We start from the raw sequence: 23,324 nt of genomic DNA, 5'->3' as shown, positions 1-23,324 counted from the left end.
CAAGCTTTTACCCTTATTTGTTTTCTTTATAACGCTCTACGATAGCGTCATAATTCTTGATGGTTTTCTTTACCCAGTCGAAACGTTTTTCTATCATTTCCTCTTTGGTTAATTGCCATTGAATATCCGATTTTCTTAATTTTGAAGTCACGTGTTGGAGAATAATTGCGGCCGACACTGAAATATTCAAACTTTCTGTGAAGCCCACCATTGGAATTTTCAAGAAACAATCGGCTTGATCGAGCACTTGTTGTGACAAGCCTTCTGTTTCTCTTCCAAAGAAAAAACACGACTTTTTAGTAATATCAAAATCGATTAATTCACAATCGTCTATATGTGGTGTTGTAGCTACGATTTGATAACCTTTTGATTTCACATTCTTTAAACAGTCTGTAATGGAATGGTACCGATTTAAGTCTACCCACTTCTGTGCCCCCATCGCAATTTCTCTATCTATACTTTTAGAATTCACTTCTTCAACAATATGCAATTCTTGAATCCCAAATACATCACACGAGCGCATGACAGCACTTGTATTATGTAATTGGTAAACATCTTCAGTAGCCACAGTGAAATGTTTTGTACGCTGCGGTAATACCTTTTGAAACCGCTCTCTCCTATTCTCGGTCAGTAAGCTTTCTAAATATTCTAAAAGTTGTAAGTCCTTAGGCATAAAATATTATATTTAAAGCAAAATCAATCTTTATGAAATTGAAATCTACTATTAGTCTTGTACTTTTTATTGTTTTTTTTAGTCTTACCAGTCATTCTCAAGCCCCTTTAATTGATTGCGACTGTGAACGTCTTGAAGAAACTGAAGAAAACGACGCAAAGGTAATTGAATTGGCGGAATACATTCAGTCTTCTTTTTATGAACTGGAAAGTCGAGGGTTCGACGAAAAATTTGACATAGATGCTTTTAAATGTCATATCGCAGAATATCAAGAGATTGATCTCAATGATGACTTTACTAAAGGATTTATGCAAGGTGTTTCCAATACTGGAAGCACATTATCTAAAAGTATTATCAATACCATTGAAACTGGTGCCTATTATAACTTAGTCAATTATAAATACAACGTAGAAGAAATGACCTATTATTTCACGTTTAGGTTGTATTCCGAAGCGACAGGCGTGAACTATCACGACTACAAGGTTTGTACTGATGGTGAGACTTTAAAATTTAGCGATATTTATATTTATCTCACGGCAGAGCATTTCTCTTCTACACTTCGCCGAATCTTTTTATTAGCACAGCCAAAAGACGAGAATTCACGTACCATTGACAATTCCGTTTTTAATATGTTAGAGGCTCGAAAATTTGCTACACAAGGGAAATTTGAAGAGGCATACAATAGACTCTCTGAAATAAAGGGCCCAATGGCGAAAGAGAAATTTACCTTACTTACCAAAGCCTCTTATGCTAGTTCATTTAATGATGAACTCTATGAAGAAGCCTTAAAAGAATTTTCCGAATTATATCCTAATGATCCGACCTTATACTTAAAACAGGTGGACTATAATATTCTTAAAGGTGATTTTAAAACTGCGAGACAAAATGTTGATAAACTCATTTATGAAACTAACGATGATTTTCTGAATCTCTTAAAAGGGAATATTTATGTCTTAGAAGGCGATTATATAAATGCAGAAAAGCATTATAAATATATGACCTCGAACTATATAGATCTTATCGAAGGCTATATTGGTTATATGGTTAGTCTCAACTTTCAAAACCGGTTTGAAGAGGTTTTAGAAGTAGTCAAACATTTAATAGCACAGGAGTATGACAAAGATGCTTTACTAGAATTTATTGAAGAAAAAGAACCGGATGGCAGCAATGCGCTAGAAGGTTTTGTCAACTCTGAAGTTTATAAAAACTGGAAGCGCAACTCTTAACAAATTTATTATGAAACATATAGTCGTATTAACAGGTGCTGGAATGAGTGCCGAAAGTGGCATTAAAACCTTTAGAGATGCCGATGGTCTTTGGGAAGGTCATGATGTTATGGAAGTGGCTACACCTGAAGGGTTTGCCCGAAACCCCGAATTAGTTTTAGATTTTTATAATCAAAGAAGAAGACAGCTAAATGAGGTTGACCCCAACCGAGCGCATTTGGATTTAGTACAACTTGAAAAAGATTATCAAGTCACTATTATCACTCAAAATGTCGATGATTTACATGAGCGAGCGGGAAGTTCTAATGTCATTCATTTACATGGCGAATTACGAAAAGCAAGAAGTTCCAAAGACGAAAACGACATTAAAGTATGGACGCAGGACCTTAACTTGGGTGATCTATGCGACAAGGGATCTCAACTCCGACCTCATATTGTGTGGTTTGGTGAAGCCGTTCCAATGATCGAGAAGGCCATGAAAATATGTGCGCAAGCCGATATATTGGTTATAATAGGCACGAGCATGCAAGTCTATCCTGCGGCAGGTTTAATAGATTTTGCCCCTTCGGATACTCCTATTTATTATATAGATCCTAATCCTGCAATTCAAAGTAGAGGAAAAATTACAGTAATCGCTAAGTCCGCTACAGAAGGTATGAAAGAACTTCTTAAGAGATTATCCTAAAAAGAAAAGCCATGAAATTAAATTTCATGGCTTTTCAAATCAACTAACCAAATATCAAGCCTTTATATATACTACAGTAACATCTTCTTCGACTTCATAATACGCGTTGCCATCGTATTTTTGAATTTGAAAGAAATTAGGAATTACAACCGTCATAGTATTTCCTGAAATCGTTCCGGATAAGGTATATCCCAACATAGTAATAGTGACAACATTTTCGTTTCTCGTCCAAGTTGATTCTTGATCTATTCCTGGTAAACATTCGTAAGTGTAGTTATAATCTGTTGAACTATTTACATTTACTGAAATATCTGTTAAAGCCGTTACAACTCTAACATCTCCGTCGCTATTAAAATTTACATAATCACCGTTATAACATGGCGTTTCCTCAACTAAATTTCTTGAAGCCACACCATCATTGTTAAGGTCGAATGCCGTTTCAATACTTAAAGAAACTACAGACCAAGTTCCATGTAATTCGGTCATTGAGTCAGAACTATCATCATCCGATGAACAGGAGGATAAACACATAATAAGTGCAATAGCGAATAAATTTTGAATTTTTGATAACATCATTTCAATTTAATTTTATGGTTATACTATGACATCGCAATAAACTAATAATGTCATCAATAAAGCGGATTTGTCTTCTTATTATAAAGAGATAGCTAGTTGTATAAAAGGAAAGACATATAATAAAAGTCACGGAATAACTACCTCCGGTATTTGTCGAAGACGCAGAGACACTTATAGTAAATAGACTAAACTATAGCCGCTGAATACGCTACGATTGTTGCAGTATATAATTATTGGTGATATTAGTATTCAACTAGAATTTGAAGCGCATTTTATGTTTTTAATAAATCTTAAATTTATTTATTATATTTTCAAAATTATAAATGGAAAGGTGTATAACTGAGTTTAAACTTGTTGGGGCACGTATAGTATTACCAATAGAAGAGTGACCAACCCTATAAATATAACGAGTTAATCCACCGAAATGAGATAAATTAAAAAAACAGCTGTAGACCTTCAGAAACCGAGTAGTTTCATAATTATAAAGCAATCATATTGTATTTAAATGAAAATCCACTATAAAAAAACTCGACTGTATGGTAACCTAATTATTGGGCTGCTGTGGATTGGCATAGGCACCTATAGTTTTATTGAAAATGAGATGTATAGATGGTATGAATTCATCTATGTCCTTGTAGGAATCACATATCTATTTATGTTTGCCTACGAATTTAGCAACCAATACATTACCATAAAAAATGGAACTCTTCAGTTAAATATCTTATTTGAAAACAAGAAGGTTCAATTGAAGGATGTCAAGGACATAATAAGTTTCGGTAATTCATATATTCTAAAGACAGATAATAAGAGTATCCGTATTAACACCAAAGTCATTGAGAAAGCTTCCTTAATTAAATTAAACGACCTACTCAAAGACCTAAAAGTCGATTGGAAATAACTAAGATGTTTACGAACAAAGTTCTGAAATTATGACCTGTAAAATTCTTATCTTAACACATTTGCCCAATCAACTAAACCCCAATTTACAAGCAAGGTCATAAATTGGAGTTTGTTTTTTTAAAGTCTTTTTAGTTATAGCTGTTCTTGAACTGCTTTAGGCTGTCTAACACGCTTTGAATAGGCGTCCTTTAACTTTTTCCCTAATGTCTCATTCCATGCTTTAGGAAACTTTTTATCATCTACAGATTCAATTCCAATAACTTCAGCCGCTGTTCCGCAATAGAACGCACTATCTGCAGCTGCTAATGCTTCGGGTTTAAACAAACCTTGTTCTACTTTAATTCCAAGTTCTTCCGCTAGCTCTAATACTGTAGCACGTGTAATTCCAGGTAGAATATTTCCTAATTGTGGCGTGAATAAAACGTCATCTTTTTCGAAAAATAGATTTGCTCCAGGTCCTTCGGCCAAATAACCATCGCTATCTAAAAGTAAAGCTTCATCGAAGCCTTTGTCTTTTGCTTCGTTTGTGGCCAAAATAGAATTGACATAATGACCGCAAACTTTGGCTTCAATTTTTATAGAGCGTGGATGCGGACGGCAATAAGAAGATACTGTTAATCGCAATTGTTTATCACCTAAATAAGCGCCCCATTCCCAAGCACAAATCATAATAGATACATTATTAGGTCGAGCAAGTGACATATTCGGGTCACAGAACACTAAAGGACGAACATAAGCATCAGTTAAATTATTCCTTTTTAATAATTCATAAGTCACCTCTATTAATCCCTGAACATTGTAGTCAAAAGGAATATTAATGAGTTCTGCCGATTTCTTTAAGCGGTCATAATGTTCCTCTGCTTTAAATACTTGTGTTCCATTTTCCACAGCATAAGCTCGAATCCCTTCAAATACACCATAGCCGTAATGCATGGTTTGGCTGTAGAGATCAGTTGAAGCTTCGTTAGCTTTTACAAACTTACCGTCTAAATAAATTACTGTGTTTTCGTTGTAATACATAGTTTTAGTTTTATTGATTCGTATTTTTATTAAATAAAAAAGCCTTTCTCATCATCAATGAGAAAGGCTTAAAATTGGGACATACCAGCCATTCTCACTCCTTAGAGCAAATAATAATGCTGATAATAATTATGTTTGTTAACCCTGTCATAAAACGGTTTTAGGTCATAAAAAAAGCCTCCTGATTTCTCGGGAGGCTTTTTAAATATTTTGAATATATTCTATAGCATTCCCTCTGCAGCTGTGCTAATCACAATTGCAATACTAATTGAAGGAATAATATTTAAATGATACATATATGTTATTTATTGCTCAACAAATGTAGAAAATTTTCAATAAAAATTTAAGTTTTAAAAATAAATCAAAATAGTTTCTAAAATTAGATCGATTTTTATTCACTAACTTAGGGAGTATCACAAGTCAAATTTAATGTAGTGATTAATGCTTATGACTATTTTAAACATCACCCAAAATTCAACAAACTTGTTGGAGATGATTTCTTGTTCGTAGAATACAAATGCCCTCTTAATATTGAAGAATATCAATTATACATAGAGCATCATTTAATCACGCATGATTAAAATGTAATTCACAACTATTCTGTATTGGGATAAAGCCTCCAAGTTCAATTTCTAGAATAGTCCTACTTTTAATTTTCACCATAGGTTATCGTTCATATTTTAAGGTTGTAATTGCACTCTAATTTATTCCTTATATCTTAAATATTTTATTCCGTTCCTATTAAAAATCAAAATTAAATTCGTATTCTACCCTGTATATCAATCTTTTACACTTCTCAGGTCCACTATTATTAATATACCAAACCTTAACTATTGTTAGGTATTAAAGTTCCCCCTAAACTAATTACATAGATTTTGAATGCTCTTGATTTTCAGTAAACCAAGGTCTATTGATGCGTTTCAAAGTTGGGAATAAGCCGAAAAGCCAACTGTAAAATTTTGAAGTAGGTTATAATTCTAAAATTAGAATCCTATGAAAACAATTTTATTCTCAATCACCCAAATTTTACTATGCTTTTTGCTCTCGGACAAGTCCCTCAGTCCGAAAAAGATGCTTTAATTGCTTTGTATAATTCTACGGGAGGTGATAACTGGACGGATAACACCAATTGGAACTCGACAGAACCTGTTTCCACATGGTTTGGTATAACAGTAACGGAAGTTTCAGGTCAAGACCATGTTACTGGCATTGATTTTTACTTTAACAATTTAGATGGACCATTGCCAGTTGAAATAGGTGATTTAACTGAGTTGCTCTTTATGTCGTTTTGGAATAATAATTTAACTGGTCCTATTCCAAATGAATTAGGAAATTGTATCAAGCTAGAAACTATATCACTTGAAGACAATCAATTAACAGGTGATATACCAACATCATTATCTAATTTAACAGCAATGACTTCATTTTGGTTAAATGGCAATAATCTTTCTGGAGATATTCCAGATATCTTTTCAGGGTGGACTAATTTAGAATATTTTTCTATTGGAAATGCCAATTTATTTCCAGGTGTTAGCAATGATTTTACGGGCAGCTTAGATTTAAGTCTTAATAGTTCATTAACACTTTGTTGGGTAGACCATACCATGATTTCGGTACTAAATATTCAAAATGGAAATAATACGAATACCACAGATGGCTATTTTAACGCTGAAAACAATCCAAATTTAACCTGTGTTTTAGTAGATGACGCTTCATACAGTATGGCTAATTGGACGAACATCGATGAAACTGCTACCTTTGTTGACACACAGCTAGAATGTGATAATTTGAGCATTAGAGATATTACACTTAATCAACAGATGACGGCTTATCCGAATCCAACTTCTGGACTACTTAAATTTAAGGGCATTACGAATAGTCCAATAAAGAACATATCGGTTATAAACACTTTAGGACAAAAGACCATCTATAAGTTAGACATTAACACTATCGACTTATCACACTTGCCTAATGGAATGTATTTTGTTTATATAGAATCCGATGAAGGGGACCATTTATCGGCCTTTAAAATTATTAAAGAATAACAGAGAGAGTTGCATAACTACATGCTAAAACCCATAACTATTTTTTAGGTTATGGGTTTTATTTTTAATTGAATTGAGTAAAAGTTTATTCTGGCCGGCATTTTTATTAGTCGATTAACTTTGAAAGCTATTTATTTTTAGCCTCAATCCATTTACTCATGTATTTAGTGCTCTGCATAGTTTGATGTCTAAATAATTGACCAATAAAATTTCCTTGACGATGTGTTTTTAAGTTCCTAACGAGTTCTTGAATATGTAAAGAAAACGCCTCTTCAAAATTAGATGTATCAAAACGTTGATTTAATATTTGAAACCCATTTTGCAGCTTTGCTTTCCATAGCTCGGAACTATTGTAAAGTTCAACCGCCTTGTTAGCAAAGGATATGGCATCGTCTTCAATGAAGCCATTTGCTTCTAAACCACCAAACATACCTTCCGCAGCTATAGTTGTTAATATACAAGGTGTTCCATTTTGCATAGCATCCACCAACTTCCCTTTAAGTCCGGCTCCAAATCGCAATGCTGCTAGACACACTTTTGCCTTCTGCATGACTTCATTGACCTCTTCTGCAAAACCTTTAATTAAAAAGCCTTCCTTGGTATTATTCAGTTGTGTCACTTTTTGCGATTCATAAGCGCCATAAATATGCAATTCGGCTTTTGGCAATTGTTTTCTTATCAATGGCCAAATACTTTGTTTCAAATATAGTACTGCATCATAATTAGGAGCGTGTAGAAAATTACCAATGGTTATAAAATGTTGACGCGCTTCAAAGCTTGGTAAGCTTTCTGTCTTTTCTTCAGAAATTGGATCTAATAAAAAAGGTAAATAATACAGTAGGTTTTCATCGATATTGAATTGCGTCGTTAAGAGGTCTATTTCGGCCTCAGAAATCATTATACTTAAATCGCAACGATAGATACTTGCAATCTCACGTTTGGATACATCGTTTTGCAAATGTGCTATTGTGACGGTTCCATTTTGTTTTAAAGCCAGTTCCCTAGCCTTTCGCAGTCCGTGAAAATCTTCTGTATCTAATATTCTTAAAGCGTTAGGACATTGCTCTGCTACTCGCCAACCGTATTGTTCTTCCGTCATAAATCGATCGAACAACACAACGTTAGGATTTAAGTTACTTATGAATTCATCAAAAGTTACATCGTTTAAGTGAATGGCTTTAGTTTTTACACGGATCGAATTTAGATCAAACGTATTATCCGAAGTTTTCGCTGCTGAAGAAAATATGATATCGTAACCTTGGTGTTGAAACAGCTCAATCAATTGCAACATACGACTTCCCGCAGCAGAACTTTTAGGTTCTGGCCAAACAAATCCGATAACTAATAAGGTCTTTTTCATAAAACTTCTAAACCACAAATGTAAAATACCAATATCCAAATCTACTATTAGATTTTGAATATCTCTTCATTCAGAATTAAGTTGTCTTTTAAATTGCTTTGCTGATTCTAAAACAATCTCAAATAAAAATATGTCGCCTTAGGCTTTTAAACATTGATTTTTGATTAATTTTAAACCTCTAAATGTCTTTTACCTATTGACAACATCTAAACTCTACCAGGAACTACAGTACGTGAATCATTCACGAGAGAAACGAATCTACTACTCTAGTTTAGTCATTGATAACCCTAAATTAATTGACCCTCTTTTAGAAATTTTATTCACTGTAGATGATAAACTCTCCTGTAAAGCGGCTTGGGTATTTGAGTTTATGTGTAGTAAACAGCTTGAAGCGATTATTCCACATTTAGATAAGTTTACAGAAAATGTATCAACAGTTCATTATGATTCTGCCGTAAGACCTATGGCCAAAGTTTGTGAGTATCTTATCACCACTTATTATTCAGGAAAAGATCATCTGATTAAAGACCAACTTTCAGAAAGACATAAAGAGAAGATTATAGAAGCTTGTTTTGATTGGATGATTAACGATGAAAAAATAGCTCCTAAAGCGTATAGTATGAATTGTTTGTATCTATTAGGCACAGAATATCCTTGGATTCATCCTGAACTAGCGGTTATTTTAGAACGCGATTACGAGATGCAAAGTTCTGGATTTAAAGCACGTGCTAAGCATATTTTGAAACGTATAAAAAGTTGATACGAATTTGAACAATTAGCACTAATGATTAGGTGAAAAATTGCTCTGGTACTCACATAGTTTACGTCATGTCTTACAAAAAAATATGGTACAATAAATTGAAGTGCTCAACTTAGAGTTACCTGAAATCGTAAAAAATAATTGAGATCTAAAACGAAGCACCTTATAACTCAAAAACGGTCTGTGTAACATATAAAATATTATGTAACTGCGACTGAAAACTCTATTCTCTTACCTAAAAACTCTGAACTTATTAGTATATTTGACGCTTCTTAAAAATCACCTTAAAACAACAAAAAATGGCACTTTCACCTCTTAATGCAATTTCACCAATTGATGGTAGATACCGATCTAAAGTTGAAGCTTTAGGCAATTATTTCTCAGAAGAAGCTCTTATAAAGTACAGAGTTTTAGTAGAAATCGAATATTTCATTGCCTTGTGCGAATTGCCATTACCACAACTTGAATCTGTTTCAAGTTCGGTTTTTGAAGATTTAAGAGCGATATATAAAAATTTCACCGCTGTTGACGCCTCAGCAATTAAAGATATTGAAAAGGTAACCAATCACGATGTTAAAGCGGTTGAGTACTTTATTAAAGAAAAATTTGATGCTTTAGGCTTATCAGCTTATAAAGAGTTTATCCATTTTGGTTTAACCTCTCAAGATATTAATAATACGGCAATTCCTTTAAGCATAAAGGATGCTATGAACGATGTGTATGTTCCTGAATATTTAGCCTTATTAGAAAAGATTGAAGGTTTAGCAAAAGATTGGGCAGATATCCCAATGTTGGCAAGAACTCACGGTCAGCCAGCTTCTCCTACGCGTTTAGGAAAGGAAATTGAGGTTTTTGCAGTTCGATTAAAAGAACAATTTAACTTATTGAACGATATTCCAAGTGCCGCTAAATTTGGTGGTGCAACAGGAAATTTCAACGCACATAAAGTAGCTTATCCTAATATCGATTGGAAAGCTTTTGGAACTCAATTTGTTCAGGAAAAATTAGGTTTACATCACTCATTCCCAACAACACAGATAGAGCACTACGATCATGCTGCGGCTTTATTTGATGGCTTAAAGCGTATCAATAATATCATTATTGATTTAGATAGGGATATCTGGACTTATGTGTCTATGGATTACTTTAAGCAAAAGATTAAAGCTGGTGAAGTAGGAAGTTCTGCGATGCCACATAAAGTAAATCCTATCGATTTTGAAAATAGTGAAGGTAACTTAGGTATTGCGAATGCTATTTTTGAGCATCTTGCAGCTAAATTACCAATTTCGAGATTGCAACGTGACTTAACGGATAGTACTGTCTTAAGAAACGTTGGTGTTCCTTTTGGTCATACTCTTATTGGATTTAAGTCGACTATAAAAGGATTAGGTAAATTATTATTAAACGAACCTAAGTTTGCTCAAGATTTAGAAAACAATTGGGCTGTAGTGGCCGAAGCTATTCAGACAATTCTTAGACGTGAAAGCTACCCGAACCCTTATGAAGCATTAAAAGGATTAACTAGAACTAACGAAGTTATCAATCAAAAGTCTATATCAAATTTTATTGATACCTTAGAGGTTTCAGATGCTATTAAATCTGAACTCAAAGCGATTACGCCAAGTAATTATACAGGTATATAATGATAAAACTGTGAAATATATTCCAAGTACCACCGACTCTATTGCATTAACTAGCGTGTCTATAATTACGCTAGGACTGTTTATTGCAGGATTATTCGATGTGTTGGATTATTTTATCATAAAAGCCATATTAATTTTAGGGTATGCGATTTTACTCGTCTTAGCGATTATGTATGGACTAAAGAATCAGGTAAAAAAAAATCATCTTGAGGAGTTTCCTCAAGATGATTTAAATTAATTATATTTTTTGGACTCTATTTAAAGAAGTCAGTTAAGCCTTTAAAATTAGCATCATCAAAATTAGCGTTTTCTAAGACGGCACCTAAAGTCATTAATTGTTTAGCATTCATACCATCGCCTAAAACTCTTGCTATCATAAATCCTTTGTTATTGGCATTTCCAAAAATAATTAGCTCGTCTATACTTTCTATATCTCCTAAAAATTTTACTACAAACTTTCCATCTGTTGTGTTTCCACCACGAATTAATTCCTCATATTTAGGGTTCTCCAAAATAGTTTTCACCTTTTCCAATTCTACAGTATACTCTTCAGCTTCTGTGTCTTCCTTCATAAACGTAAGAACATTTAGTTTATCTACAGAATTATAGGCTTTTTTCTGCTCATCTGTCATGCTAATATGCTCAACATCCACAACACTTGTTGGCACATCGAATGTAGCAAAGCCTGGTTTCAATTCGTTATCCACGAAATAGGTTTGTAATGTTGGCCCTTGATTACAACTTGTAAAAGTCGTAATCAAAAGCAACACTACTACTAATTTATTGATTGATGCTATCATAGTTTTATTTATTCTTTTTACCAGCTTTCTTCAACTGCTCACCACCTGGAATATCCATTTGATTAGTGATTTTAGAGATCTGTCTTAAATCTATTTCACCTGTAAGGGTCATTATAACGGTTTCAAACTCACGTTTTTTTCCATTAACTTCCACATTAGAACCTTTTGTTAATTCCTTTAGACCTGAAATTACCATTAACAGTTCCTTTACGTGGTTTTCGTCTTTTCCTTCTTTTACATAAAAGTTAACCGTTTGATCGCCATCTTTAATTCGCATCAACTCTTCCAAAGAAGATGATTTTAAATGCTGTGCGACGGCAGACTGCATATCTGCTGATATCTTTTCATCTCCAGTTGTGAACACCTTAAACCCAGTAATATTACTGGCCATTTTAGCGTATTCTTTCATTTCTGGATCATCGATATCAATGCCCATTGTAGCTAACATCTTAAACATTTTCTGATTAAGAATAACGGAAGTTACACCGTCTATATCTTCGAATTTATCAAATACACTTTGACTAAATCCATTTACTGACATTAGCATTACTGCAATTATTACTACTATTTTTCTCATGATTTCTTGTTTTAAGTTTCTGTTCTAATTCTTTAATAATCTACTCGTTGATTCGTTGAACTCAGTGATATGGTTCGCTTTTTTAAGTCCAACATTAAAATTCTCTGAAGCTAGGTTTAAAGCTTTTAAACTAGTAGCTCCATCTTTAAAATTATTTGAAAGCATTGCCAACGCTTGTTTAGCTTCCAAATACAATTGTTGATCTTCCGGCGGATAATCCGCTAAAGACTTTGGTTCACTATTCCCAGTCGGAATTAATAAGCCCAACATTATAACAGCCACTGCTGCGATAGAAATCCATTGATACAATTTTGTTTTCTTAGGTTTTAATGGAACGTCTTTGGTGTACTGCTCTTTTTTTGATTGGGAAAAGTATTGAAACATCGGTTTAAAATGTTCTAAATGCGGCGCCACATGATCACTGCTGAAATATGTTTTTAACTGAGCTTCCTCTTGCAATGTGGTTTCTGCATTGTTATACTTTTCTATTAATTGTTCTATATTATTTAATACCATGTTGATGTGTATTAGTTAATTTTTCTCTTATTGTTTTACGTGCTCTGGATAAATTTACTCTGACAGCTGTTTCATTCATATCTAACATTTTGGCTATTTCGGCATAATCATAGTCTTCGATATCTCTCAGTTGCACTATTATTTTTTGTTGTTCTGGAAGGTCCTCAATTATTTTAGAAACCCAATCCGCACTGTCCTTTGCTTCAACCTGCTTTTGTAACGAGGTATTAGCATCGGTGTAATTACTATGAACTATTTTCAAATTCTGTGCCTGTTTCGATTTTAAGCGATCCAAACAAAAATTCTTGGTCATGGTCATTGAAAACGCTTCAACATTTTTATAGTCACCAATACTCTTATTATTTTTCCATAATTTTAAAAGTATCTCCTGCGTAGCATCTTCGGCTTCTTCTCGAGAAACCAGTAATCGCTTTGCTAAACGAAATACCTTGTCCTTAAATGGCATTACTAAGCTTACAAATTCTGCTTGCTTCATTATTCTTATGGTTGGTTGGCGAATTCAATACTTCTTGTCTTCATTATTACGACGATACAGTTGACATTTTGTTACAAAGATTTCTAATTTTTACAATATTGTAACTAAATTTAGAGTTTTACAATCAGAACAAAAAGTTACAACTTAATATTACGAACCCCACTTATGAAGCATTTAAAAATTATAGTATTAACCTGTCTAGCCGCTTTTGCCTTAACCAGCTGCTTTGAAGATATGGACGACAATATTATTCCTGGACGAGATATCAATGATTTTGTTTGGAAAGGCATGAATGCCGTTTATCTCTACAAATCTGAAATTCCTAATTTAGATGATGGTCGATTTTCTTCTAATGAAGAGTACGTGAATTATTTAAATGACTATAGTACTCCTGAGGAACTGTTTGAATCTTTGAAATATTCACCTTCTACAGTAGATAGATTTAGTAGGATTTACAGTAATTATTTTGATTTACAAAACCAACAAGCAGGAACCACATTAACAGATGGACTTGAGTATAATCTGTATTTGGTACCTGGTAGTTCTACTGAGGTTTTCGGTGCTATTACTTTAGTCTTAGAAAATAGTACGGCTGACAATTTAGGTTTGCAACGTGGTGAAATATTTAGAGCGGTTGACGGCATAGAGCTTACAGTAGATAACAGAATTGAACTTCTCAATCAAAACTCGTATACTTTGAATTTTGCGGATTATAACGATAATGATACAACTACTCCAATAGATGATACCATCACTTTAAATGGAAATAGTGCTTCGATATCTAAAGTGGCTTATACAGAAAATCCAATTCATATTGCCGAAGTTATAAATGTAGATAATCTAAATATTGGCTACTTAATGTATAATGGCTTTAATGCCAACTTCGATACTTCATTAAATGATGCCTTTGCTCAGTTTAATGCGGCTGGCGTATCAGAATTAGTGTTAGATTTACGCTATAATGGTGGTGGTTCTGTACAAACTGCAGCTTATTTAGGAAGTATGGTTACCGGACAGTATACAGGAGAGGTGTTTTCTAAACTGTTTTTTAATGACAATTTAAGCAGTAATAATAACACCTATACATTTACAAATTCTATACCGAATGGAGGAGCTATTAACAGTTTGAATCTAAATAAAGTATATGTTTTAACTTCAAATAAAAGAACCGCTTCTGCGAGTGAATTAATTATTAATAGTTTGAAGCCTTATATAGAAGTGATTGTTGTGGGCGAAAATACTGTTGGAAAAACTCAAGCCTCACGTGTCATTTATGACTCACCTGACTTATCAAATAATAATGTCAATCCATCACATACATACGCCATGCAACCTTTAATTGCAAACTCTACGAATGTTAATGATGAACTCGTGCCTTCAACGGGAATGATTCCAGATATTGAAATTTCAGAAAGACCTCATACCTTAGGTACACTTGGAGACCTTAACGAACCTTTATTAGAAGCTGCATTGGCTCATATGACAGGCTCTGGTCGTCCTGCGGATTCAGAATTTGAAACCTATAAGTATATTGATATAAACATGCCAATTCCTGCTATAGAGCAAGATATGTATGTTGAATAATTTTTAGTCCTAAAGCCTATAGTTTTAGATGTTCAATTCAAAAAGCCGCTTTTACAGATAATTGTAAAAGCGGCTTTTTCGTTTTAGGTATATTGAGCAACACTCGGATTCGAGTTATGACTTCTATTTAATTGAAGTAAATCTTAGAAGCTCCTAAACCAACACTAAAACTATTAATTAGAGTTCCTGACGTTAAATCATACACCAATAGTGTACTGCTTTCCGTGAAGCTTGCATCAGTTACAAAAAGTTGATTGCCTTTAACTGACATACCGTAAGTGTAGCTTGTCTCAATACTAAACATAGGAGAGTTCGGTAAGGTTGTTGCTGAATCTGTTAATTCAAACACTTGATTGTCTAAAATATAATAAGCTCGACCATTGTCGTAAGCCATTAACCCAGGATGTTGACCAAACGGAAATTCCATGTTCGAAATAATCGAATTATCACTTATGTCAATTCTTGTAATTGAAGCCTCAGTTTCAACAGGTGGGTTTAACCACGATTGATTAGCTCCAGCATTTAAAACTAATAAATGACCATTAGCGTCAATAAACATTTCATCAGGAACATCGTTCACCGTAATGGTCTCAAGTGAATTATCTGATGTATTAATTACAGAAACTTCATTATTCACATTATAACCTCCTTTGTGAGATACATAAACTTTACTTGAATTCACTAAAACTTGCTCAGGCCCTTCCGAAACAGGAATTGAAGAAATTACCGCATTAGAAGTTAAGTCAATAACGGCTATAAAATCGTCTGTAGTGTCATAAGGATCTGCCCAATCCGATACGTATGCTGTATTACCGTCAAAAGCGATAAATCTAGGTGTTGTTAAACCTGTTGAAATCGTACCTAATTTTTCAAAAGTATAACGGTTTACAATTGTAATTGTTCCATTATCCACAACAATGTAAGCTTTATCATCATTAAAACCTACGGATTGTAAATACACGCCTAATTCTTCATTATTTACATTGTAATAAACTTGGTTTTGAGTTGTAGAAAAATCATCAGAAATAAAAGAAATTGAAGATGGTCCTCCTTCCGCACTTACTAGAATTCCATGTTCATAAGCACCTAACGGCGCCGTTGGTATAACATCATCATTATCGTCAGAACACGAAACAATAAATAATGACATTGCAAAAATTGATAAGATTACTTTTTTCATTGTACTTGTTTTAAAAATTATATTGTATTTGAAAGTTAAAATTACGATCTGGCATTGGTCTGAATGCCACGTTCTCGTATGCTGTATTAAATAAGTTGAATACTTTTAGACTCATATCTATGTGTTGTGAATGCGTTTTAAAAAGTTGATAATTAATTCCGAAGTTATTCACGTGATAAGCCTCAACGCTATAAAACCTGCCTGACAGATTCTCTTTAGTCGTATAAACTTCACCATTAAATAAATGCTGAAAAAATACCGACAAACGTTTATAATTATAAGCTAAATTGGCATTCGCCTTATGATAGGGTACATAAATCAGCTGCTTTTTTGTTTCTAAATCTTCTGAAACCGTATAGGCATAGTTCAGCTGTAAGGAAAAATTATGATCCTTAGTTGTTTTAGTTATATCTAAACCTACTTCTGCGCCATAATTTTGAGTCTTCGCTACATTTTCAGGACTCCAAAACCCGGAGTTACCTGGAACCCATTGGATAAGATCATTAGTTTTAATGTAGTATGTGTTTAACTTTAAGCTCGACTTATTAAGTCTTAGTTCTTGTCCGAAGTCAACTTGATACGATGTTTCTGGTGATAGATTTAGGTTGCCTCCTGGCTGCCAATAGAGGTCATTAAATGTTGGAACTCTGTGATTTTTAGAGCCATTAAGTTTTAAGGTATAATGTGGCGAAACCTCAAAAACCATGTCAAAAGCCATTAACATAGGACTTTTAAAGCTAGAGGTTATATCTTGCCTCAGGTTTAAACCATATTGCCAGGAGTTATTGGGTTTGTATTGAAGCAATGCCGTCGTTGAAAGTTCTGTTCTATTCGGATTTGCAAAACTACTTCCAGAACCTTCATAATAATTATATGCTATGATGGGTTTCAACTTTAGAAATGGGTTCAAATCAATATCGGACGTGTAATTTATTAGATAAGTATTCACTTTTCCAAATGTAAAATTCTTCGTGTTTTTATTCCCGAAGTATTTAAAATGCTCTTGTAAATGCGCTACTTTAAATTTAGAATCCACCTTTTCTCCATGTCGCTCCCATTCTATCATGGTTCTAAAATTTTGATCTTTATATTTGGCTAATGACGGCGAATTTATAGTTCCCGAAAATTCACGATCTCCAATAAAAGATTGGTGATACAATTTTAATACATCTGTATCAGACAACACATAACCTAAAGTCACATTAACACTAGCGTTATTATATGCACCGTTTGTATTGCGTTTTGCTGAGTTTAAATATTTATAGTCGTTCTCTGAATCTATATACTGTAATCCCAAATTGATGGAGAACTTTCCATTCGCATATGACGATAAATAACTCGCCTTTTTAGAATCATAGCTACCATAAGACAATGTCGCCGTATTTTCAAAATGCGCATTGAATTTCAGTGAATTATTTAAATGAATACTACCGCCAATAGCACCACTACCATATTGTACAGACCCTCCACCAGAACGAATCACTACACTACTAAAATTTGTAACATTAACTGTGTTAAAATCAGTTTGCCCTGTAAGTTGAGAGTTTATTGAAATACCATTCCATATGACAGCTGTTTGTGAAGCATTGGTACCACGAAATGATGGTGAGGAAACCATTCCATAACCATTTTCTTTAAAGTAAATAATTGAATTAAATCGTAATAAATCCGTAAAAGAACCTCCATTTCTCTGAAGTACAGAATCGTTAAGAACGCTCACTTTATATCCCTTAGAATGGCGTTTTAACTTAACATCGCTCAAAACCACCTCATCAAGCCTCTGAATAGAGTCAGTGGCTATTTGTGCCTCGGCAACGCTATAAAAAAATAGCAATAATAAGAGTATTACATCTTTCATTTAACGATCACTTTTATCCCGAAAGTTTGACTACTATGTTGAAATTGGCAGGTCTCCTGACTTACGTCTCGCTATTTGCCTTCCCATTCTTTTGTGAACAGTGACTTGAAGTGTAATAGCAAGCATCACTTTTGTGACTAAGCTTACAGTTGCGGGAACAGTTCTGGAATTGATTTAAAAATCTCACCAGATTCCCTTTTAATCGATTTATATGATTAAATCGAACCTAATTTCGCGTGCAAAAATACTACTTTAAAGTAACCTTAGTTATACAAATCGTTACTTTTTATAATTCATTTTATAGTTGTGATAAATGCATGCCATTAAAAAATAGCTAATAATAATTCTATCAACAATATATAATGTTAAATTTGAATCGCCTCATAAGGTGTCGTTTTTATAGTCTAATTTACGCCTTTAACATTAAAGAAAAAGCTACAGATATAACTTATGAAATTCTTTAAAATTCTTATTCTATCGCTTCTTGTATGCGCTTGTAAAAATGAGCCAAAACAAGAGACCATCCCCTCTCAAAAAACTGAACAACTTGAGCTAAAATATGCTAAAGGATTTAAAGTAGATTACCATGAAAACTTCACGGTATTAAGTATTACAAACCCATGGCCAAAATCTGAAAAAACTTTTCGATATGTGCTTATTTCGCAAGAAAACATGGCTAAAACCGCCTTTGCTAAAGATGCGTATGATGGTATTATTGTCAACCCTATTGAACGTATTGTGGTCACTTCAACCACGCATATACCTGCTTTAGAATTATTAAATGTTGAAGAAGCTTTAATCGGATTTCCTGAAACTAATTATATTTCCTCTGAAAAAACCCGAATACGGATCGACAATGGAGCGGTAAGAGAATTAGGGAAAAATGAAGGCCTAAATACTGAGGTTTTATTAGATATTAATCCAAATGTGGTGATTGGTCATGGTTTAGACGGTACCAACAAAACCTTTGAAACGATTAAAAAAGTAGGTATTCCTGTAATTTACAATGGAGATTGGGTTGAAGGTTCTGCCTTAGCTAAAGCCGAATGGATTAAATTTTTTGCTGTCTTATTCCAAAAAGAAAAAGAAGCTGATTCTATATTTAATCAGATTGAAACGGATTATTTAAAAGCAAAAGCTATGGCTCAAAATGCAAAAAACAGACCTACCGTTTTAAGTGGTGCTATGCATAAAGATGTTTGGTATTTACCCAATGGTTCAAGTCCTGAAGCGCAATTCTTAAAAGATGCTAACCTCGATTATCTATGGAGTGAAACGACAGGAAACGGAAGTCTAGCTTTGAGTTTTGAAACCGTTTTAACCAAAGCTAAAGCAGCCGATGTATGGATTAGTCCCTCTTATTATACAAGTTTTGAGAAGTTAGAAAAAGCCAACACACTTTATACAAACTTTGATGCCTTTAAAAATAAAAACATCTATACATTTGCCAATACAACAGGTGAAACAGGAGGTGTATTGTATTATGAGTTAGGCACAGCACGTCCCGACTTGGTCTTAAAAGATTTAATAAAAATTGCACATCCAGAACTATTGGAAGGTTATGAACCTTATTTTTTTGAAAAACTAAATTAGACGAATTGTATGCCTAGCACAATGACGAATCTCTTTAAAATGAATTCATTTAAGTAATCGGAGACTCTTCATTCCTAGGTATGACAAAATAAAACATTGAAAACTAATCATACATATTCATTTATAAGTCTTACAGTCATCTTACTGTTCTGCTTTGTGCTTAATATCAGTTTAGGTTCAGTAAGTATTCCATTAGGAGCAATTATCGAAAGTCTTTTTGGAACGGCAGAAAACACTACTTGGCAAGTCATTATAACAGATTTTAGATTACCAAAAGCCATCACCGCGATATTAGTTGGTTCCGGTTTAGGTATATCGGGATTATTGATGCAAACCCTATTTCGAAATCCACTTGCAGGACCGTTCGTTTTAGGTATCAGTTCAGGCGCAAGTTTGGGTGTTGCCTTGGTCATCCTTGGCTCAGGCTTATTTGGAGGTTTATTTGCGACGACTCTCATTTCAAAATGGAGCATTGTAATTGCAGCCAGCTTAGGGAGTTTCTTAGTGCTTTTAGCTGTATTAGCTGTATCAAGCAAGGTTAGAGACACTATGGCCATACTAATTATAGGATTAATGTTTGGAAGCATTACAGCTGCTGTAGTCAGCGTTCTCTCCTACTTCAGCTCCGCCGAACAATTACAACAATATATTTTTTGGGGCTTTGGAAGTTTGAGTAATTTATCTTGGGAAGAATTATTGATTTTCTTTGGAATATATGGCATTGGCATTCTCCTGAGTATCGCTTCTATCAAAGGATTAAACAGTCTGTTACTTGGAGATAATTACGCTAAAAGTTTAGGCTTAAATTTGAAACAAAGCAGATATATTATCATAATTGCCACCAGTTTAATCGCGGGTACTATTACAGCATTTGCTGGACCAATTGCATTTATAGGATTGGCAATACCGCATTTAACCCGTCAAATTTTTAAAACCTCAAACCATAAAATACTATTGCCAGCCGTTTTTCTTTTTGGTGCCATTGTCATGTTAATTTGCGATAGTATAGCACAAGTTCCTTCAAGTGATTATGTCTTACCAATTAATGCCATTACTGCTTTAGTAGGAGCGCCAGTGGTCATTTGGTTGTTGGTTAGACAACGTAAAATGATGTTTTAATGAATATGACAGCAGAACGCCAACATATCATCCTTAAAGCCGATCAGCTTTCTATTGGTTACAAAACCAAAAAGAAGGAAACTGTTGTGGCTTCAGATATCAATTTTGAATTACAAAAGGGACATTTAATAGGGTTGGTTGGTGCAAACGGTATTGGAAAATCTACCTTATTACGAACCTTAATTAAGGTGCAACCTGCTTTGTCTGGCAATATTTCCCTTAATGGGAAAAATATACAAACCACTACCAACTTAGAATTGGCAAAACATCTAAGCATTGTTTTAACCGAACCCTTAACTTCAAAAAATCTTACTGTTTTTGAATTAGTCGCTTTAGGAAGACATCCTTATACCAATTGGATTGGTAATTTAACCGAAGCTGATGACTCTATTATAAGTAACTCTTTAGAGTTAGTCAATATCACAGAATTAAAAGACAAAAGATGTTACGAGCTTAGTGACGGTCAATTACAAAAAGTGATGATAGCTCGTGCCTTAGCACAAGATACAGCCATTATTGTTTTAGATGAACCCACTACACATCTCGATATGTATCATAAGGCATACATTTTAAAACTGCTTCAAACATTAACTAAAGAAACAGGAAAAACGATTCTTTTTTCATCTCACGAAATTGATTTAGCCATTCAATTATGCGACACGATGATTGTTATGCAAAAGGATAAGATGGTTTTCGATCAACCTTGTAAATTAATATCTGAAGGTGTTTTTAATTCACTTTTCCCTAAAGATTTAATTGTTTTTGACGAGAAAATTGGAAGTTTTAGAGTAAATAAATAAGACTTTTTTATTCTTAAAATACGACGCCAACGCAATTTTACAGCGCTGATATTCAATATCTAAATTCATTTTTCACTATCTTTAACATAGTTTCCTATTAAAATATGGAGTTATAAGTTTCCTATTTTATACCTCCTCCTAAAGAACACAACTAATTATATCAGAGTCCTATAGAGCCATTGTCTGCTCTATAGTTGTGGTTGAACCTATATACATTAGTTACTATGACCAATTTAAGTACCGTTTTTAGATTAAGTTGTTTCGTTCTCATTTTTATATGTAGTAGTTGTAAGCAGAAAGCTTCTTCGCCGAATGCAGCATTAGCTTCTATCGACTTAAAACGCGAAGAACTGTTATTATGCAGCACAGAGCAGTTTGGGGATGTGAGTTTTGCTTTAGATTGCAATTATGAAGTTCGAGAAGTATTTGACTTAGCCCTATCATTGTTGCATTCCTTTGAATATGCTGAAGCAGAAAAAACCTTTGTAAAAGTTATTGATGCCGACCCGGAATGCGCTATGGCCTATTGGGGAGTTGCCATGAGTATTTACCATTCCTTATGGGCACCACCCAATGCTGATGATTTAAGAAAAGGGTCTAAATTAATTGACATCGCACAATCTTTAGATAAATCAGAAAAAGCAAAGCAATATATTGAAGCAATTGGAGCTTATTATAAAGATTGGGAACAGGTAGATCATCAAACAAGAGAAGTTCGGTACGCCAATAAGATGGAAGACATTTACTTAAGCGATAAGGACGATGCTGAGGCAACCGTGTTTTATGCTTTAGCCTTAACCTCATCTGCTGCCCCTAATGACAAAACCTTTTACAATCAGAGAAAAGCAGGCGCGCTTTTAGAAAAATTATTTGAAGAACGTCCAAATCATCCAGGCATTGCTCATTATATTATTCACTCTTACGATTATCCTGAATTGGCATCATTAGGATTAAACTCCGCTAGACGATATGCCGAAATTGCTCCAGGTTCCGCACACGCCCAACACATGCCTTCTCATATTTTCACGCGTTTAGGACTATGGCAGGAATCTATTGACACAAACATAAATTCGGCTTCTTCTGCTCAGTGTTATGCGCAAAGTGTAAATCCGAATGCCACATGGACCCAAGAAATACACGCAGTTGATTATTTAGTTTATGCCTATTTGCAACTTGGTGATAATGAAAAGGCTTTAGAATATATCAAGGAGATGAGAGGTGTAGATACCGTATTTCCAGCTAATGATTTAGCCTCTGCATATGCCTTAACCGCTATACCTATTAGAATGGCCTTAGAGAACAAAAATTGGGAAGACGCTGCCAATTTAGAGCTACCAAAAACCGAATTTGACTGGGAAAAATCACCTTGGCAAGAAGCCCTATTGCATTTTGGAAAAGCTTTAGGTTATGCGCATTTAGGTAAGATCAGTGCCGCTGAAAATGAATTAAAGACCTTGAAAGAATTACATCAACAGCTCGAAAACAGAGATAGCTATAAAGCAACTCAAGTTAAGATTCAGATACACGCTGCAGACGCATGGATTCAATTAGCCAAAGGTCATAATTCCGAAGCACTTTCACTTATGGAGTTAGCAGCGAAAATGGAAGCTAAAACCTCTAAACATCCTGTAACGCCAGGAGAAGTTTTACCTGCCGATGAACTTTTAGGCGATTTACTTTTAAAATTAAATAAGCCCACAGAAGCGTTGAAGGTCTACGAAGTTAATTTAGAAAGTCGTCCTAATAGATTTAATGGTCTTTATGGAGCTGCTGTTGCCGCAAAACAATCTGGAAATAATGATAAAGCCACCTTGTATTTTAATAAACTATTGGAATTAACCAAAAGTTCCAATGGCGAAAGACCTGAAATAACAGAAGCAAATCAATTTATTTCGAAACATCAAATCATATAA

22 protein-coding genes and 1 riboswitch are annotated in these 23,324 nt (G+C 34.1%); of the genes, 12 read left to right on the top strand and 10 right to left on the bottom strand.

The genetic code is table 11. The annotated features are described in order from the left end of the window. Positions 1-13 precede the first annotated feature (13 nt). Positions 14-673, bottom strand: a complete 660-nt coding sequence (locus DFQ11_RS10010) for a TrmH family RNA methyltransferase (protein ID WP_110475744.1) — start codon at positions 671-673, stop codon at positions 14-16. Between the two features lie 32 nt (positions 674-705). Between DFQ11_RS10010 and DFQ11_RS10005 the strand changes: the two genes are divergently transcribed. Then, positions 706-1,899 (top strand): tetratricopeptide repeat protein, encoded by a 1,194-nt coding sequence (locus DFQ11_RS10005; protein ID WP_110475743.1) that lies wholly within the window; start codon positions 706-708, stop codon positions 1,897-1,899. A gap of 10 nt (positions 1,900-1,909) precedes the next feature. Further along, positions 1,910-2,584, top strand: coding sequence for an SIR2 family NAD-dependent protein deacylase (locus DFQ11_RS10000; RefSeq protein WP_110475742.1), 675 nt, complete (start codon positions 1,910-1,912; stop codon positions 2,582-2,584). 54 nt (positions 2,585-2,638) lie between these two features. On the opposite strand, the gene DFQ11_RS09995 is transcribed toward DFQ11_RS10000, so the two are convergent. Next, complete coding sequence (locus DFQ11_RS09995) at positions 2,639-3,160, bottom strand: hypothetical protein (RefSeq protein ID WP_110475741.1); 522 nt, start codon at positions 3,158-3,160, stop codon at positions 2,639-2,641. Positions 3,161-3,665: 505 nt separating this feature from the next. Between DFQ11_RS09995 and DFQ11_RS09990 the strand changes: the two genes are divergently transcribed. Then, positions 3,666-4,058 carry a hypothetical protein gene (locus tag DFQ11_RS09990; RefSeq protein ID WP_110475740.1) on the top strand — a complete coding sequence of 131 codons (393 nt, stop codon included), beginning with the start codon at positions 3,666-3,668 and terminating at the stop codon, positions 4,056-4,058. Positions 4,059-4,192: 134 nt separating this feature from the next. Here the strand turns inward: DFQ11_RS09990 and DFQ11_RS09985 are convergent, their stop codons facing one another. Continuing rightward, complete coding sequence (locus DFQ11_RS09985; protein ID WP_110475739.1) at positions 4,193-5,080, bottom strand: branched-chain amino acid transaminase; 888 nt, start codon at positions 5,078-5,080, stop codon at positions 4,193-4,195. Between the two features lie 1,031 nt (positions 5,081-6,111). Between DFQ11_RS09985 and DFQ11_RS09975 the strand changes: the two genes are divergently transcribed. Continuing rightward, positions 6,112-7,125, top strand: a complete 1,014-nt coding sequence (locus DFQ11_RS09975; RefSeq protein WP_110475738.1) for a T9SS type A sorting domain-containing protein — start codon at positions 6,112-6,114, stop codon at positions 7,123-7,125. A gap of 127 nt (positions 7,126-7,252) precedes the next feature. On the opposite strand, the gene DFQ11_RS09970 is transcribed toward DFQ11_RS09975, so the two are convergent. After that, positions 7,253-8,485, bottom strand: a complete 1,233-nt coding sequence (locus tag DFQ11_RS09970; protein ID WP_110475737.1) for a glycosyltransferase — start codon at positions 8,483-8,485, stop codon at positions 7,253-7,255. Positions 8,486-8,645: 160 nt separating this feature from the next. Between DFQ11_RS09970 and DFQ11_RS09965 the strand changes: the two genes are divergently transcribed. From DFQ11_RS09965 to DFQ11_RS09955, 3 genes are all read left to right on the top strand, one after another. After that, the gene (locus tag DFQ11_RS09965) at positions 8,646-9,245 is read left to right on the top strand and encodes an adenylosuccinate lyase (RefSeq protein WP_308425349.1); all 600 of its coding nucleotides are present in this window, start codon (positions 8,646-8,648) and stop codon (positions 9,243-9,245) included. Between the two features lie 299 nt (positions 9,246-9,544). Further along, positions 9,545-10,888 (top strand): adenylosuccinate lyase, encoded by a 1,344-nt coding sequence (gene purB / locus DFQ11_RS09960; RefSeq protein ID WP_110475735.1) that lies wholly within the window; start codon positions 9,545-9,547, stop codon positions 10,886-10,888. A gap of 10 nt (positions 10,889-10,898) precedes the next feature. After that, on the top strand, positions 10,899-11,126 hold the full coding sequence (locus DFQ11_RS09955; protein ID WP_110475734.1) for a hypothetical protein: 228 nt from the start codon (positions 10,899-10,901) through the stop codon (positions 11,124-11,126). 16 nt (positions 11,127-11,142) lie between these two features. On the opposite strand, the gene DFQ11_RS09950 is transcribed toward DFQ11_RS09955, so the two are convergent. From DFQ11_RS09950 to DFQ11_RS09935, 4 genes are read right to left on the bottom strand one after another with little or no spacing between them, the layout of a single operon-like run. Continuing rightward, complete coding sequence (locus DFQ11_RS09950; protein ID WP_110475733.1) at positions 11,143-11,688, bottom strand: DUF4252 domain-containing protein; 546 nt, start codon at positions 11,686-11,688, stop codon at positions 11,143-11,145. A 4-nt stretch (positions 11,689-11,692) separates the two neighbouring features. After that, positions 11,693-12,265 carry a DUF4252 domain-containing protein gene (locus DFQ11_RS09945; RefSeq protein WP_110475732.1) on the bottom strand — a complete coding sequence of 191 codons (573 nt, stop codon included), beginning with the start codon at positions 12,263-12,265 and terminating at the stop codon, positions 11,693-11,695. Positions 12,266-12,289: 24 nt separating this feature from the next. Beyond that, the gene (locus tag DFQ11_RS09940) at positions 12,290-12,781 is read right to left on the bottom strand and encodes a hypothetical protein (RefSeq protein ID WP_110475731.1); all 492 of its coding nucleotides are present in this window, start codon (positions 12,779-12,781) and stop codon (positions 12,290-12,292) included. Continuing rightward, the gene (locus tag DFQ11_RS09935; protein ID WP_110475730.1) at positions 12,768-13,277 is read right to left on the bottom strand and encodes an RNA polymerase sigma factor; all 510 of its coding nucleotides are present in this window, start codon (positions 13,275-13,277) and stop codon (positions 12,768-12,770) included. The genes DFQ11_RS09940 and DFQ11_RS09935 overlap by 14 nt, the downstream gene beginning before the upstream one ends. Positions 13,278-13,442: 165 nt before the next feature. Between DFQ11_RS09935 and DFQ11_RS09930 the strand changes: the two genes are divergently transcribed. Then, the gene (locus DFQ11_RS09930) at positions 13,443-14,861 is read left to right on the top strand and encodes a S41 family peptidase (RefSeq protein ID WP_229791277.1); all 1,419 of its coding nucleotides are present in this window, start codon (positions 13,443-13,445) and stop codon (positions 14,859-14,861) included. 127 nt (positions 14,862-14,988) lie between these two features. Here DFQ11_RS09930 and DFQ11_RS09925 read toward each other — a convergent pair whose 3' ends face one another. Together DFQ11_RS09925 and DFQ11_RS09920 are read right to left on the bottom strand one after the other, a co-directional pair. After that, positions 14,989-16,041, bottom strand: a complete 1,053-nt coding sequence (locus DFQ11_RS09925; protein WP_110475729.1) for a YncE family protein — start codon at positions 16,039-16,041, stop codon at positions 14,989-14,991. A 10-nt stretch (positions 16,042-16,051) separates the two neighbouring features. Continuing rightward, positions 16,052-17,899: a TonB-dependent receptor plug domain-containing protein gene (locus DFQ11_RS09920; protein WP_110475728.1), complete on the bottom strand. Its 1,848-nt coding sequence runs from the start codon at positions 17,897-17,899 to the stop codon at positions 16,052-16,054. A gap of 29 nt (positions 17,900-17,928) precedes the next feature. Continuing rightward, positions 17,929-18,144, bottom strand: a riboswitch (cobalamin riboswitch). Positions 18,145-18,349: 205 nt separating this feature from the next. On the opposite strand from DFQ11_RS09920, the gene DFQ11_RS09915 reads away from it, so the two are divergent. The 4 genes from DFQ11_RS09915 to DFQ11_RS09900 all read left to right on the top strand — a co-directional run bounded on the left by DFQ11_RS09915 (position 18,350) and on the right by DFQ11_RS09900 (position 23,324). Continuing rightward, entirely contained in the window at positions 18,350-19,492 is a 1,143-nt protein-coding gene (locus tag DFQ11_RS09915; RefSeq protein ID WP_110475727.1) for an ABC transporter substrate-binding protein, read from the top strand. A 96-nt stretch (positions 19,493-19,588) separates the two neighbouring features. Beyond that, positions 19,589-20,611, top strand: a complete 1,023-nt coding sequence (locus tag DFQ11_RS09910; protein ID WP_110475726.1) for a FecCD family ABC transporter permease — start codon at positions 19,589-19,591, stop codon at positions 20,609-20,611. Positions 20,612-20,616: 5 nt separating this feature from the next. Then, the gene (locus tag DFQ11_RS09905; RefSeq protein ID WP_110475774.1) at positions 20,617-21,411 is read left to right on the top strand and encodes an ABC transporter ATP-binding protein; all 795 of its coding nucleotides are present in this window, start codon (positions 20,617-20,619) and stop codon (positions 21,409-21,411) included. A 224-nt stretch (positions 21,412-21,635) separates the two neighbouring features. After that, the gene (locus DFQ11_RS09900) at positions 21,636-23,324 is read left to right on the top strand and encodes a tetratricopeptide repeat protein (protein ID WP_110475725.1); all 1,689 of its coding nucleotides are present in this window, start codon (positions 21,636-21,638) and stop codon (positions 23,322-23,324) included.

The organism is Winogradskyella epiphytica, from assembly GCF_003217215.1.
GTDB lineage: Bacteria > Bacteroidota > Bacteroidia > Flavobacteriales > Flavobacteriaceae > Winogradskyella > Winogradskyella epiphytica.
This window is presented reverse-complemented; position numbering and strand designations above follow the sequence as displayed.